At 71.2% G+C, this 13,249-nt stretch carries 16 protein-coding genes; 8 read left to right on the top strand and 8 right to left on the bottom strand.

What is annotated here, in order from left to right:
* Positions 1-39: 39 nt before the first annotated feature.
* From FDA94_RS41025 to FDA94_RS08945, 3 genes are read left to right on the top strand one after another with little or no spacing between them, the layout of a single operon-like run.
* A complete protein-coding gene (locus FDA94_RS41025; protein ID WP_137246569.1) occupies positions 40-1,149 on the top strand; it encodes a glycosyltransferase in 1,110 nt (369 codons plus the stop codon).
* Complete coding sequence (locus tag FDA94_RS08950; RefSeq protein WP_137246568.1) at positions 1,146-2,150, top strand: glycosyltransferase; 1,005 nt, start codon at positions 1,146-1,148, stop codon at positions 2,148-2,150. Before FDA94_RS41025 ends, FDA94_RS08950 begins: the two co-directional genes overlap by 4 nt.
* Positions 2,147-3,622, top strand: coding sequence for a glycoside hydrolase family 130 protein (locus tag FDA94_RS08945; protein WP_137246567.1), 1,476 nt, complete (start codon positions 2,147-2,149; stop codon positions 3,620-3,622). Before FDA94_RS08950 ends, FDA94_RS08945 begins: the two co-directional genes overlap by 4 nt.
* Here the strand turns inward: FDA94_RS08945 and FDA94_RS08940 are convergent.
* Positions 3,619-4,671 (bottom strand): fatty acid desaturase family protein, encoded by a 1,053-nt coding sequence (locus FDA94_RS08940; protein WP_137246566.1) that lies wholly within the window; start codon positions 4,669-4,671, stop codon positions 3,619-3,621. The two genes, FDA94_RS08945 and FDA94_RS08940, sit on opposite strands and share 4 nt — an antisense overlap.
* Positions 4,672-4,682: 11 nt before the next feature.
* Positions 4,683-5,744: a ferredoxin reductase gene (locus FDA94_RS08935; protein WP_137246565.1), complete on the bottom strand. Its 1,062-nt coding sequence runs from the start codon at positions 5,742-5,744 to the stop codon at positions 4,683-4,685.
* Between the two features lie 240 nt (positions 5,745-5,984).
* On the opposite strand from FDA94_RS08935, the gene FDA94_RS08930 reads away from it, so the two are divergent.
* The 5 genes from FDA94_RS08930 to FDA94_RS08910 all read left to right on the top strand — a co-directional run bounded on the left by FDA94_RS08930 (position 5,985) and on the right by FDA94_RS08910 (position 9,862).
* Positions 5,985-6,296 carry a UBP-type zinc finger domain-containing protein gene (locus FDA94_RS08930; RefSeq protein WP_246059673.1) on the top strand — a complete coding sequence of 104 codons (312 nt, stop codon included), beginning with the start codon at positions 5,985-5,987 and terminating at the stop codon, positions 6,294-6,296.
* Positions 6,297-6,315: 19 nt separating this feature from the next.
* Positions 6,316-7,284: an acyl-CoA desaturase gene (locus tag FDA94_RS08925; protein WP_137246564.1), complete on the top strand. Its 969-nt coding sequence runs from the start codon at positions 6,316-6,318 to the stop codon at positions 7,282-7,284.
* Positions 7,285-7,322: 38 nt separating this feature from the next.
* Positions 7,323-8,291, top strand: coding sequence for a LysR family transcriptional regulator (locus FDA94_RS08920; protein ID WP_212735239.1), 969 nt, complete (start codon positions 7,323-7,325; stop codon positions 8,289-8,291).
* A gap of 84 nt (positions 8,292-8,375) precedes the next feature.
* A complete protein-coding gene (locus FDA94_RS08915) occupies positions 8,376-9,110 on the top strand; it encodes a GAF and ANTAR domain-containing protein (protein ID WP_137246562.1) in 735 nt (244 codons plus the stop codon).
* A 14-nt stretch (positions 9,111-9,124) separates the two neighbouring features.
* On the top strand, positions 9,125-9,862 hold the full coding sequence (locus FDA94_RS08910) for a GAF and ANTAR domain-containing protein (protein WP_137246561.1): 738 nt from the start codon (positions 9,125-9,127) through the stop codon (positions 9,860-9,862).
* On the opposite strand, the gene FDA94_RS08905 is transcribed toward FDA94_RS08910, so the two are convergent.
* The 6 genes from FDA94_RS08905 to FDA94_RS08880 form a co-directional block, all read right to left on the bottom strand.
* Positions 9,834-10,223, bottom strand: coding sequence for a hypothetical protein (locus FDA94_RS08905; RefSeq protein WP_137246560.1), 390 nt, complete (start codon positions 10,221-10,223; stop codon positions 9,834-9,836). The two genes, FDA94_RS08910 and FDA94_RS08905, sit on opposite strands and share 29 nt — an antisense overlap.
* 286 nt (positions 10,224-10,509) lie before the next feature.
* The gene (locus tag FDA94_RS08900) at positions 10,510-10,854 is read right to left on the bottom strand and encodes a hypothetical protein (RefSeq protein WP_137246559.1); all 345 of its coding nucleotides are present in this window, start codon (positions 10,852-10,854) and stop codon (positions 10,510-10,512) included.
* Positions 10,851-11,297: a DUF4383 domain-containing protein gene (locus FDA94_RS08895; RefSeq protein WP_137246558.1), complete on the bottom strand. Its 447-nt coding sequence runs from the start codon at positions 11,295-11,297 to the stop codon at positions 10,851-10,853. Before FDA94_RS08895 ends, FDA94_RS08900 begins: the two co-directional genes overlap by 4 nt.
* 425 nt (positions 11,298-11,722) lie before the next feature.
* Positions 11,723-12,232, bottom strand: a complete 510-nt coding sequence (locus tag FDA94_RS08890; RefSeq protein WP_137246557.1) for a DUF3618 domain-containing protein — start codon at positions 12,230-12,232, stop codon at positions 11,723-11,725.
* Complete coding sequence (locus FDA94_RS08885) at positions 12,208-12,603, bottom strand: phage holin family protein (RefSeq protein WP_137246556.1); 396 nt, start codon at positions 12,601-12,603, stop codon at positions 12,208-12,210. Before FDA94_RS08885 ends, FDA94_RS08890 begins: the two co-directional genes overlap by 25 nt.
* Positions 12,600-13,214, bottom strand: a complete 615-nt coding sequence (locus FDA94_RS08880) for a hypothetical protein (protein ID WP_137246555.1) — start codon at positions 13,212-13,214, stop codon at positions 12,600-12,602. The genes FDA94_RS08885 and FDA94_RS08880 overlap by 4 nt, the downstream gene beginning before the upstream one ends.
* Positions 13,215-13,249: the final 35 nt, after the last annotated feature.

Raw genomic sequence — 13,249 nt, 5'->3', positions numbered from 1 at the left:
CATCCATTCTGGTGTGGGCGCTACTGGAAGGCATGACAGTTGGCCTGCACATATGGCTTTCTCAGCACCCATCCGCCCACCCGCTGCGGGCTGGCGACCTTCAACTCCGCGCTGGCCGCCCATCTCGGCGGCGGGATAGTCAGGGTCACCGCCGACGGCGACGACGCCCGGCCCCGGCCCGGGGTCGTGCACACCTGGACCGCCGACGCGCCCGACGGGTGGAGCGCGGCGGCCACCGCCCTCGACGACTTCGACGTGGCCGTCGTCCAGCACGAATACGGCATCTACCCGGGACCTGACGGCCAGGACGTCCTGCCGCTGCTGCGGTCGCTGGCGGTCCCCAGCGTGGTGGTCCTGCACACGGTTCTGACCATGCCGACGTACCGGCAGAAGCTTCTGCTAGAGGAGATCGTGGCCGCCGCCGGCGCGGTCGTGACGATGACCGGCACCGCCCGGTCCCGGTTGCTGTCGGGCTATCGCGTCGACCCGGACAAGGTCCATCTCATCCCGCACGGCACCGCCGACCACAAGCGGGTGCCCGCCCGGCGGCTGGCCCGGCCGCACCTGCTGACCTGGGGGCTGCTGGGTCCCGGCAAGGGCATCGAGTGGGCCCTGCGCGCGCTGGCGCTCCTCGACGACGTCTCGCCGATCTACACGATCGCCGGCCGGACCCACCCCAAGGTGCTGGAGGCCGAGGGCGAGTCCTACCGCGACGGCCTGTACGAGATCGCCGACCTCCTCGGCGTGTCCGCCTCCGTCCGGCACGACCCCGTCTACCGCGACCAGGACGCGCTGAGCCGGCTCCTGCGCTCGGCCGACGTCGTCGTGCTGCCCTACGACTCGGCCGAACAGGTCACCTCGGGGGTGCTGATCGAGGCCGTCGCCGCAGGGGTGCCCGTAGTGGCCACCGCGTTCCCGCACGCCGTGGAGCTGCTCACGGGTGGTCCGGGGTTGCTGGTTCCGCACCGCGACCCGGCCGCGCTCGCCGCCGCCGTACGCCGGGTCCTCACCGAACCCGGGCTGGCCGCCGAGCTCGCCGGGCGGACGCCCGCCCTCGCCCCGACCCTGCTGTGGCCCGCCGTCGCCGCCCGGTACGCCGGCCTCGCCGGTTCGCTGCTGGCCGAGCGATCGGCCGCGATGTCGCCATGACCTCCTTCACCCCGGATTTCCGGCACCTGATCCGGCTGAGCGACGACACGGGCCTGTTCGAGCACGCGCGGCACGCCGTCGCCCGCCGCCAGCACGGCTACTGCACCGACGACGTCGCCCGGGGCCTGGTCGTCGTCAGCCGGGAACCGACCCCGTCCCCCCGGCTGATCCGGCTGTCGGAGTGCTATCTGACCTTCCTCACCCACGCCCAGGATCGCTACGGCGCCTTCCACAACCGGCTCGGGTTCGACCGGCGCTGGCGCGACCCGCCGGGGCTCGGCGACTGGTGGGGCCGGGCCATGTGGGGCCTGGGCACCGCCGCCGCCCGCCACGCCTCTCCGTGGATCCGGGAGGAGGCCCTGGCCGCCTTCGTGGCGGGGGCCGGGCAACGCTCTTCGCACCCTCGTGCCATGGCCTTCGCGGGACTCGGCGCGGCGGAGGTCCTGCGGGCCGCCCCGGACAGCGCCGTGGCCGCCGCCCTGCTGACCCACGCCGCCGACTCCGTCGGCCCGTCCGCCGAGGATCCCTTCTGGCCGTGGCCGGAGCCGTCCCTGACGTACGCCAACGCCGCGCTCGCCGAGGTGCTCGTCGCGGCCGGCGAACTCAGCGGCGACCGGCCCCTGCTCGACAGAGGCATCCGGTTGCTGACCTGGCTGTGCGACGTCCAGACGAGACTCGACCGGTTCTCGGTCGTGGCCACCGCGGGGTGGCGCCGGGACGAACCGCGCGACCGCTACGACCAGCAGCCGATCGAGGTGGCCGCGCTGACCGACGCCTGCGCCACGGCCGCTCTCGCGACCGGCGACCCCGCCTGGCTGGACGAGGTGCGCCGGGCCGCCGACTGGTTCCAGGGCGCCAACGACGCCAGCGCCCCGATGTGGGACCCGGCCACCGGCGGCGGCTACGACGGCCTGACCGAGCACGGCCCCAACCTCAACCAGGGCGCGGAGTCCACCCTCGCCCTGATCTCGACCATGCAGCACGCCCGGGCGCTGCCGTGACCGGCGGCGACCTGGCCACCCGGCTCGCTCCGGCCATCGCCCCCGACCCGGGCAGGGTGATCGTCAAGCTCTTCGTGCCGGGCGAGGACGCCGCGATCACCCGGACGCGGGCCGCCGCGCTCATCTCGCGGATCATGCGCCTCGACGAGGCCACGGCCAAGGCCCTGCTCCGCGACACCCTGCTCCGGTTCGGCGGCCGCCACCACGACCTGGAGGCGATCTTCGCCCACCACCACGACCTGGTCCGCCATCGGATCCCCCGGCACGCCGAGCTGTCGCCGCCCGCCCGCCTCCTGGTGGGCGCCTACTTCAGCCACGAGTACGCCGTGGAGGGCGCCGCGCTGTGCAACCCGTCGATGGTGCCCCACCCCGACCAGACCGGCCTCGACCCGGGCCGGCTCCGGGTGGCGATCAGCCTGCGGCAGATCGGCGAGGGGCACCTGTCGTCCATCGGCTTCGCCACGGCCGTGCTCGGCCCTGGGTCCGAGCTGGTCCTCACCGACCGGGGCGGCCCGCTGTCGGCCGGGCACCGGAGCCCGACGCGGCATCGGCGCGACCTGCTCGCCGGCGGGCTCTCCGACGACGCCAGAGACAACGAGGTCTCGGCCGCCATGCTGGAGTCCCTGCCCGACCGCTTCACCGACGACGACTTCGAGCGGGCGATCGCCCGGCTGCCCGCCGACCTGCTCACCCGCACCACGACGGGGCGGACCCTGGAGGAGCTGCGCCGGGCGACCAGCTCCGACTACGCGGTGACCTTCTCCGACGACCTCCCTCTGCACCGGCGGGTGCTCTGGCCGGCGACCGCCGCCGAGAGCAACGGCATGGAGGACGCGCGCTTCGTCCAGGTGGTCGACGAGGCGGGCCGGCCGTCGTACCGGGCCACCTACACCGCCTACGACGGGCGGCACATCCACTCGCACCTGATCGCCAGCGATGACCTGCGCCGTTTCGAGATCACCCCGATGCGCGGCCCGGCCTCGGCCAACAAGGGCATGGCGCTGTTCCCCCGGCCGGTGGGAGGGCGGGAACTGGCGCTGTGCCGCTCCGACGGCGAGACCATCGGCCTGTCCACGCTCGGCCCCGACCACACGTGGGGGGCGCCGGTCCCGCTCCACCGTCCCCGCCGTGGCTGGGAGCTGGTCCAGGTCGGCAACTGCGGATCACCCATCGAGACGGAGTCCGGCTGGCTCGTGCTGACCCACGGCGTCGGCCCCATGCGCGACTACGCCGTCGGGGCCCTGCTGCTCGACCTCCACGAGCCGCACCGCGTGCTCGCCGAACTGCCCGGCCCGCTCCTCACCGCCGACGCGACCGAGCGCGAGGGCTACGTCCCCAACGTCGTGTACTCCTGCGGGGGACTGCTGCACGCCGGCGCCGTCTGGCTGCCCTACGGAGCGAGCGACACCCGGGTCGGGTTCGCCCGGGTGCCGCTGGACGTCCTGATCGAGGCCATGAGCCCACCCCGCTAGGGCAGTGCCAGCCGCAGGACGCGCTTCCACACCGAGCCCACCTGACGGGTCAGGGACGCCGAGGTGTACGCCAGGCCGTACCGGTCGCACAGGGCCCGGACCCGGGGGGCGATCTCGGCGTAGCGGTTGCTGGGCAGGTCGGGGAACAGATGGTGCTCGATCTGGTGCCCCAGGTTGCCGCTCATGACGTGGAACAGAGGGCCGCCGTCGATGTTGCAGGAGCCGAGCAGCTGGCGGACGTACCACTCGCCGCGCGTCTCGCCGTCGAGGCGGTCTTCGGTGAAGAACTCGGCGCCGGCCGGGAAGTGGCCGCAGAAGATGATCGCGTGCGCCCACACGTTGCGGGTCAGGTTCGCGGTCAGGTTGGCCAGCAGGGCGGGCAGGAAGGCCGGTCCGGCCAGCAGCGGGAAGGCGACGTAGTCCTTGACGATCTGGCGTCGCACCTTGCGGGCGAGCACGCCCAGCTGGGCCAGGACGTCGGCCGGGGTCTTCTCCCCGGACGGGACGCGTTCGAGTTCGAGGTCGTAGACCGCGATGCCGTACTCGAAGAACAGCGCGAGCAGCACGTTGTAGAAGGGCTGGGCGAGGTAGACCGGATGCCACTCCTGCTCGGGGGTGATCCGCATCGCCGAGTAGCCGATGTCCCGGTCCTTGCCGAGCACGTTCGTCCAGGTGTGGTGGACGAAGTTGTGCGAGTGCTTCCACATCTCGGCCGGGCAGACGATGTCCCATTCCCAGGTGGTGGAGTGGATCTTCGGGTCGCGCATCCAGTCCCACTGGCCGTGCAGGACGTTGTGCCCGATCTCCATGTTCTCCAGGATCTTCGCGGTGGCCAGCGCCGCCGTCCCGGCGATCCAGGCGGGCGGCAGCCAGGAGGCCAGCAGCAGCACCCGGCCGCCCAGCTCCAGCTTGCGCTGGACGGCGATGACGTCGCGGATGTAGCGGGCGTCCCGGTCGCCGAGGTCGGCCAGTACCTCCTCCCGGATCTTGTCCAGCTCGCGGCCGAACTCCTCGATGTCGCCTGGGGCGAGATGTGCGGTGCTGGTCATGCGGGTTCCTCTCAGAGCTCCAGTTCGACGGGGCCGGCGGCGGCCGACACACAGGTCTGGATCAGGTCGCCCGCTTCGCCGTGGACCAGCCCGGAGCGCAGGTCGCGTACCCGGCCGGAGCGCAGCGGGGCCACGCAGGTGTGGCAGACGCCCATGCGGCAGCCGCTGGGCATCAGGACTCCCGCGTCCTCCCCGGCCGTCAGCAGGGGCGTCGCGCCGTCGGCGTCGGTCTCCCGGCCGGTGGTGGCGAAGCGCACGCGGCCTCCCGCCGTGCCGCCGGCCGGGTGGAGGTCCTCGGTGAACCGTTCCGTGCGCAGCCGCTCCGCCGGGCCGGGCCACTCGGCCGCGAGGTCGTCGAGCATTTGGGGCGGGCCGCAGGCCCAGACGGCGCGCTGCGTCCAATCGGGGCAGAGCACGGCCAGGTCCGCCGGTCTCAGCCGGCCCGCGCTCCGCGTGTGCCGTTCGTACAGCCGCAGGTACGGCGACCGCGCGGCCAGCCGCCGCAGCCGGTCACCGAAGATGACCTCCTGCGGTGTGGGCGCCGAGTGGATCAGCACCACGTCGGCCGCGATCCCGCCGGACAGCATGGCCATCACCGGGGTGATGCCGCTGCCGGCGGTCAGGAACAGCAGACGCGGCGGCACGGGCTCGGGGAGCACGAACGCGCCGTCCGGTCCGGCCAGCCGGACGATCGTCCCGGGGGTGAGGCTCCTCACGAGGTGCCGGGAGACGAACCCGTCCGGGGCCGCCTTCACCGTGATCGTGATGCGGCCGTCCGGCCGGTGCGGGGGCGACGACAGCGAGTAGGTCCGCCAGTGGCGCCGCCCCTCGACGTCGACCCCGATCCGGGCCCACTGACCCGGGCGGTGCGCCCGCCAGCCGCGCCCGGGGCGGATCACCAGGGTGGTCGCGTCGGCCGTCTCCGGATGGAGCTCCTCGACCCGGCCCCGCAGCTCGCCGGCCGGCCAGAGCGGATCCAGCAGGCTCAGGTAGTCCTCGGGCGACAACGGCGTCGACAACCACCGCCCGGCCTCGGCCAGCGACCGCAGCACCCACGGCAACGTGACGGTCATGACGGGGTGATCGCCTCTCTCGGCACGGCAGGGTCCTGGATGATCGTCTCGGTTATTCCCGCAGGTCGATCAAGGGGTCGTCACCGTCTGTCCCCTAACGCGTACATTCGCCCGAACCCGTCATCTCCACAGGTGATGAGCCCAGCTCAGATCGCCTGTTTCCCTCGGGAGGCCGGGCGCCTTGACTGGTGAGTGACCAGTCGGCGCAGCTCGCGTCGCTGTCACCGTGAGGGGGTCGTCGTGACCCTGGACGCGCACAAGACGCACGTGACCGATCGCGTCGGCCTGAACGGTCAGATCCCGCGCTGCGCGCACGTCGACGGGCTGCCGGCCGCGCAGCCCGAGCCACCCATATGTGAGGAATGCCTGGCCCTGGGCCGGCCGTGGGGGCGCCTGCTCGTGTGCCTGACCTGCGGGTGGGTGGCCTGCTCCGACGACGCGCAGGGCGGTCACGCCCGCGCCCACTACCAGGAGACCGACCATCCGGTGGCCGGCGACCTGGAACCAGGTTCGACATGGCGGTGGTGCTTCGTGCACCGCCGGACGGTATAGACGAGACGGAAGTTGACACATGAGCATCGACAACCTGGCGGCCGAACGCCGTCAGGACTATGACGGCACCTCACCCTTCCCCGGCGCGGAAGAGCACGTTCCGGCCGGGCGGCTCCAGATAGGCCTGACGGGCGCGATCGTGATCGTGCCGTTCGCCGCCCTCGCCGTGGCGATCTTCCTGGCCTGGGGACGGGGGATCTCGCTCACCGATCTGGCGCTCGCCGCGGGCCTCTACGTGTTCACCGGGCTCGGCGTGACGGTCGGCTTCCACCGCCTGCTCACCCACGGCTCCTTCACCGCCAAGCCCTGGCTGCGCGTGGCGCTGGCGGTCGCCGGATCGATGGGCTTCCAGGGGAACGTGATCGACTGGGTGGCGGTGCACCGCCGCCATCACGCCTTCACCGACCGCCCCGGCGACCCGCACTCTCCCTACCGCTACGGCACCGACCTTCGCGGCCAGCTCCGCGGGCTCGCCCACGCTCACCTCGGCTGGCTGTTCGACAAGGACACCACCCCGGTCGAGCGCTACGCCCCCGACCTGGCGGCCGATCCGGCCATGAACCGGGTCGCCCGCGCCTTTCCCGCGCTGTGCGCGCTGTCCCTGGCGCTGCCCTTCGCGGCCGGATGGGCGATCACCGGCTCCCTGTACGGCGGCCTCACGGCCTTCCTGTGGGCCGGTCTGATCCGGGTCGCGCTGCTGCAGCACGTCACCTGGAGCGTCAACTCCCTGTGCCACGTGATCGGCGAGAGGCCGTTCAAGACCCGCCGCCACGACCGCTCGACCAACCTGTGGCCGCTGGCCCTGCTGTCCTTCGGCGAAAGCTGGCACAACGGCCACCACAGTGAGCCCGCCTGCGCCCGGCACGGCGTCGACCGCCTCCAGATCGACCCGTCCGCCGGCCTGATCCGCCTGTTCGAGCGGTTCGGCTGGGTGAGCAACGTGCACTGGCCCGAACGCGACCGCCTCCAGCGCCGCCGCGCAGGTTGAACCGCATGAGTACAGCCCGGGCGGGAAGTAGTGCCGTTATGGAGCTACGGCAGCTGCGCTACTTCGTGACGCTGGCCGAAGAGCTGCATTTCGGCCGGGCGGCCGCCCGCGAGCACATCGTCCAGTCCGCGCTGAGCCAGCAGATCCAGAGGCTGGAGCGCGAGCTGGGCGTACGGCTGCTCGATCGCACCACGCACCACGTCGGCCTGACCCCGGCGGGCGACGCCTTCCTCGTGGAGGCGCGGCAGATCCTCGATCACGTGGGCCGGGCCGGGCAGGCCGCGCGCGGGGCCGTCGCCCCCGCCCCCACGCTGCGGGCCGGCATCATCGACGCCGGCTACGACTCCATGCCGCAGATCCTGCGCGAACTCCAGCATGGCCATCCCGGCATCACGATCCACCAGGTCGAGGCGGGCACCCCCGAGCAATACCGGCAACTGGCCGACGGCCGCCTCGACATCGCCATCGGGCACACCTCCCACACCCCGCCCGGGGTGCGGTCCGAGCTCGTCAGGCTCGATCCGCTCGGCGTGCTGGTACCCGACGATCACCGCTTCGCCGGCCTCGACGCCGTGCCCGTCGCCGCCCTCGCCGGGGAGCTCCTGCTGATCGGTGAGGAGACGCAGACCCCGGAGCTCAACCAGTTCGTGGTCGCGCTGTGCCAATCGGCCGGGTTCACGCCCACCATCTACGAGGGCACCGTCGAGAGCTCGCGCGCCGCCGCCGACCTCGTCCTCCAGCGCCGCTGCCTCTACTGCGTGCCCTCCTCCTTCCGCACCTCCAACCGGCCGGGCACCAGCTGGCGGCCCCTGACCGAGCCCGTCACCCACTATTCGTGGTCACTGCTGTGGCACGAGGCGAACCTCTCGCCCCACGTCGCCGACGTCGTCGGCACCGCCCGGCGGCTGGCCGAACGGCTCGGCTGGCTCCAGGAGAGGCGGGCGTACGATGAGCGCTCCTTTCAGGGCCCGCCGCTCGCGACGCGTGGCCGGGAGAATCAGCCGTGATCTGACTAGGCTGCGTTCATCCACGCGACCTGTCCGAGGGCGGCGCTTCGTCGAGATCAGCGGCACGGCAGGCAGCGGAGGCTGATGGAACAGCAGCGGACGTCGAGAGTGTGGGGACTGGTCTTCGCCCATGCCCGCGCTGACGGTCAGCCGATCTCCATCGACACCATCTGCCACGCGTGCGCCGACGCCTTCGGCGCCACCGCGGTGACGATCGCCCTCACCGGAGACCTGGCGGCCTACGACCCCGTCTCCGCGACGGGTCCCGCCGCCCAGCTGTTCGCCGATCTCCAGGTCACCTTCGGCGAGGGCCCCGGCCTGGCCGCACTGGCCGACCGGCGCACGGTGCTGGTCCCCGATCTGGACGCGACCGAGACCGCCGCGCGATGGCCCGTGTTCGCCCCGGCGGCCGTCAAGGCCGGCATCCGGTCGGTGCACGTCTTCCCGCTGCTGCTCGGCGCGATCACGGTCGGCGTGCTGGAGATCGGCCATGCCCAGCCCCGGCTGCTGACCCCCGACGAGATCGGCGACGCGCTGGTCTTCGCCGACGCCGCGCTGCTCATCCAGACCCATCAGCTCGTCAACCCCGGCGGCGGGCCGACCGCGCTGGAACTGGGGCGGGTGGAACGGTGGGCCGAGGTACACCAGGCGACCGGCATGGTCGCCGCCCAGATCGACGCCGATCTGACCACCGCCTTCGTCCGGCTCCGCGCCCACGCCTACGTCGCGGGCCGCAGCCTTCGTGAGGTGGCGCACGACGTGGTGGCGCGGACACTGCGGCTGGAACCGTGGAGCGACAATCGAGAGAGTGAGGACTGAGGCAGGTGACAGAGATGCTCTACCGAAGAACGGCACAGGTTTTCGTCGAACTGGCCGACACCCTGGTGGCCGGATTCGACGTCATCGACTTCCTGCAGTCGCTGGCCGAACGCGCCGTCGAGATCTTCGATGTGGACGCCGCCGGAATCGTCCTGGCCGATCCGCGGGGAACCCTCACCTTGGTCGCGGCCTCCAGCGAGGAGGTGCGGTTGCTCGAACTCTTCCAGTTGCAGGAAGAGGAGGGCGCCTGCCTCGACTGCTATCGCAGCGGCACCCTGGTGACCTGCGCCGACCTGTCGGCCGCCCCGCCGAAGTGGCCCATGTTCGCGGCCGCGGCGCGCGAGCTCGGCTTCTCGGCCGTGCACGCCTTCCCACTGCGGCTGCGTGATCAGGTGCTCGGCGCGATCGGCCTGTTCAACGCCGCTCCCGGCGGGCTGTCACAGGACACCGTCACGGTGGCGCAGGCGCTGGCCGACGTGGCCACGATCGGCATCCTGAACGAACGCACGCTGCGCGAACACCAGATGGTCACCGAGCAGCTCCACTTCGCGCTCAACAGCCGGGTGCTTCTCGAACAGGCCAAGGGCATGCTCGCCGAACGGGCCCAGATCGAGGTCGGCGAGGCCTTCGCCGCCCTCCGCAAGTACGCCCGAGACCACAACAGGACGCTGTCGTCGGTCGCCAGGGAACTGATCGACAACCGGAGCGGAATGACCGACCTCATCACCGCGGCGAGGAGACCCGCTGGGTGACCGTCTCGGGGACGTCGTCGTATGACCGCACACCGATGTCGACGGCGTAGGGGCCGAGCGTGGGCCAGCCGGTGCGAAGGAGGAGCCGGTGCAGCCACCTCGACACCGAGACGACCCGCACGAGGTTGTTCTTCTGCGCGACGTCGAGGGTGCGCAGGCTCTCCACGTCGATGAAACTGAGCCCGCCCAGATCGAGGCAGGGAGGTCCGTCGTCGCGCCGGACGGCGGCCAGCGCCGCCATCACCGCGACCATGCTCCGGTAGTCGAGCTCGCCGTCCACCCGCACACCCGGCACGGTGGTCAGCGGCGTGATGCGCATGGTGTCGTCGTTGTAGTCGAGGAGAAGCGCCCTGATGTCCATGTCCCGTCCTTCGCATGCTCCGGATATCAAGCCGCAGGGACCGGACGGCGGGAAGAGCGGCGCGGAGCCACTCCGCTCGCCGCATTTCTAGAATGAGCTTACGCCCCGAAGGGTCAAATAGCTCCGGGTAATCTTAATAACCTGCAAAATGAGGCGTATTCGATTGTGGACGCGAAAAGCCCGCACCCGCGGCCGGTGGAACCCCTGTGACCGGCGACGGATGCGGGCTGCTTCGGGTTGATCTCTTCCCGGGCGGGGGACGGCAAACGTCCTGACCGTGCCGCCCTTACGACAGGCGTGAATCGCCTGACGCAAGGGCAGGCCCCTGTCGGTCCCCGCCGGTCTCGATGATCCTTTTCAGCTGACGCAGCCGCTCTGTGGACGCGTTGCCGGCCGCTCTCATGGCGACCTCCGCGCCCCGCCCGCCGGGGGCGGGGGAGACCCGGATCAGATGCTTTCCGGCGAGCCGGACGAGCGCCGCCGGTCTGTCGGGCCCGGTCAGCATCTCGGGATCACACGCGATGGTGAGCGTGAACCACTTGCTGGAAGCGGGCCCTTTCGCGGAACTCAGAATCCGGCGCGCGATGAGCGCGACGCCGACCCCCGCCGCCGCAGCTGCCAGCCCTTTCACGCCCGCGCCCGGTTCGGGTGGCGAGACAGCAGGACGCCCAGCGCGATCATGACGACGCCCAGGAAGAAGTGCAGCCAGTTGTCGGCGGTGTTGAGAGGCACGAAGTTGGCGGTGCTCTCGTGGCCGACGAGGAGGCCGTACACCCACAGGATGAGGTAGATGACGCCGCCGCCGATGAGGAAGTAGCGGGCGGTGTCCCAGGCCCGCGCCATCGCGATGCCGGCCACGCCGAAGATCAGGTGGACGATGTTGTGCAGCACCGACACCTGGAAGATGCCGAGCAGCAGGGCCCCGGACTCGTGGCCGGCCGCCTCCATGGAGCTGTACTGGGTGGTGATCCCCGGGATGAAGCCGAGGACGCCGACGATCAGGAAGACTATGCCGACCGCGAGGGAGGCCTGCTGTAGGCGGGTGCGGGTGACTTCCGCGCGTGTGCTGCTCATGATCTGCTCCTTTGAGAGTTCAGCCGCGTGAATGCCGCTATGGCCCTGCCGAGAGCGACGTCGAAGGGTTGGGCGCAGTGGCGGCCCTGAGACCGGGAGCTTCGTAAAGCTCTACCGTTGTCAATGAGAAGAATTGTCGTGGCGTCCATGGATTTCCTTTGCGCGCTTGATGGACAAGCCGCTGGGTCTGGACGGCGCGAATATTTCCGTCTGGAGATCAGGCCGACGGACTTCGTATTACGACACTACGTTGATTTTCCTGTCTGAACCACCCCATGGAGCCGGATGGCCACGCGTTTCCATTGACCGGCTCCTGGCGCGGGGTGTGTGCCGTGAATCAGCTCCGCGCTCTCCCCGCCGCTCAGTGGAGACGGGGCCGAGCCGGGCGGAACGGGTTCACGGTCGCCGCCTGGCCTGGGTCACCTCTAGTGCCGGTCGCCTACCCGGGAGGCCTGATCCTGAGCGTGCTCCCTGGTGGACTGCGCCGCGTCGGCCGCCGAGTCCTTGACGTGCTGGACGGCGTCCTGCGCCGTCGACTTGGCCTCCTGGCCGAGCGTCTGCGCCGACTCCTTGAGCGAGTCGACCATCGGCTCGACGTACTCGCCGACCTGACGGGCGGCGCGGCGCTCGGCGATGGTCTGCGGGATGAGCGCGGCGGCCAGGGCGCCCGCGCCGAACGCGATCAGCCCTGCGGCCATCGGGTTGCCCCGCACCGTGCGCATGGCCGCGTCGGGCGCGGCCTTGACGGTGCCGACCTTGTCAGTGCTTCCCATGACGCGCTCCGTAAGATCGCGGGTTCTGTCGCGGATACCCTCGGCACGTCGCCTGATGATCTGCCGGGGGCTGGTCTTCTCGGTGAGCCGGTCGACGTCCTCGCTCAGTTCGGCGCGGGTCTCCTCGATCTCGGCCTTCAGTTCTTCAGATCTCGCGCCCATCGAGCGTCCTCCTTGAGGGTCTGTACGGTCTGCTCGGGCACGGGATTGACCTCGCGCATCTTGTTCCGGCCGACGACGAACATCGCGGCGGCCGCCACCCCCCACAGCACGGCGACGATGAACGCCGCCCACCCGGCGTCGATGACGCTGTCCAGCGCCCACACCAGGGCGAGGCTCAGGAACAGGGCGGTCATCCACCCGGCGAACCCGGCGCCGCCGAACATCCCGGCGGCCTTGCCGGCCTTCGAGGCCTCTTCGCGGATCTCCGTCTTGGCCAGCTCCACCTCTTGGCGGAACAGCTTCGACAGGTCACCCCCGAGCTCCCCGACCAACTCGCCGAGAGATCGGTCCTCCCGGCGCGGAACGGTCATCGCGGTTCACCGGTCGTATACCCGGTGGACCGGTAAGGCTCGTCGGAGGCCGGCCTGACCGGCGGCTCCGGATACGTGGTGACCGTCTCCGCCGGACGGAACCGATACCCGTGCACGTCGGCAGGGGTGTCGTCGGCGACCTGCGGGGAGTCCCCCGCTCCGGCCTTGGCGATCCGCGCGGCCACGAACCCCGCCGCGAGCGCCCCGACCAGAAACAGCCCGGGCCGCCGACGCGCGAAGCTCTGCACATCGGAGGCGGCGCCGCCGATCCCCCGGTTCTCCAGGTAGTCGGCCGCCTTGTGCCCCGTGCCCGCGACCTGCTGCAGCACGCCGTACACCGGGCTGTCCGGCTTGCCGCTGTCGGTCATCGTGGTCAGATCGTCGGCCCAGGTACGAACACCCTGCGCCGCCCGCCTGCTCTGCGCCTCGGCCTGCTCCCGGATGCGCCCGCGCAGCTGACCGACCGCCTGGCCGGTCTGGGCACGCACCTCGCCGCCGACGTTGCGAACCTGCTCCTTCGCCTCGGACGCGGTGTCGGCGACCGCTCCCTTGGTACGTTCCCCTAAGCCTGACTCATGGCCCGTCGTGCCGGATCTCGGATACTCGCTCACTACCGGCTCCTCTGCCGTTGCGGCTGGTAACCGTC

This window comes from Herbidospora galbida, assembly GCF_005233835.1.
In the GTDB taxonomy this organism is placed as follows: Bacteria; Actinomycetota; Actinomycetes; order Streptosporangiales; family Streptosporangiaceae; genus Herbidospora; species Herbidospora galbida.
This window is presented reverse-complemented; position numbering and strand designations above follow the sequence as displayed.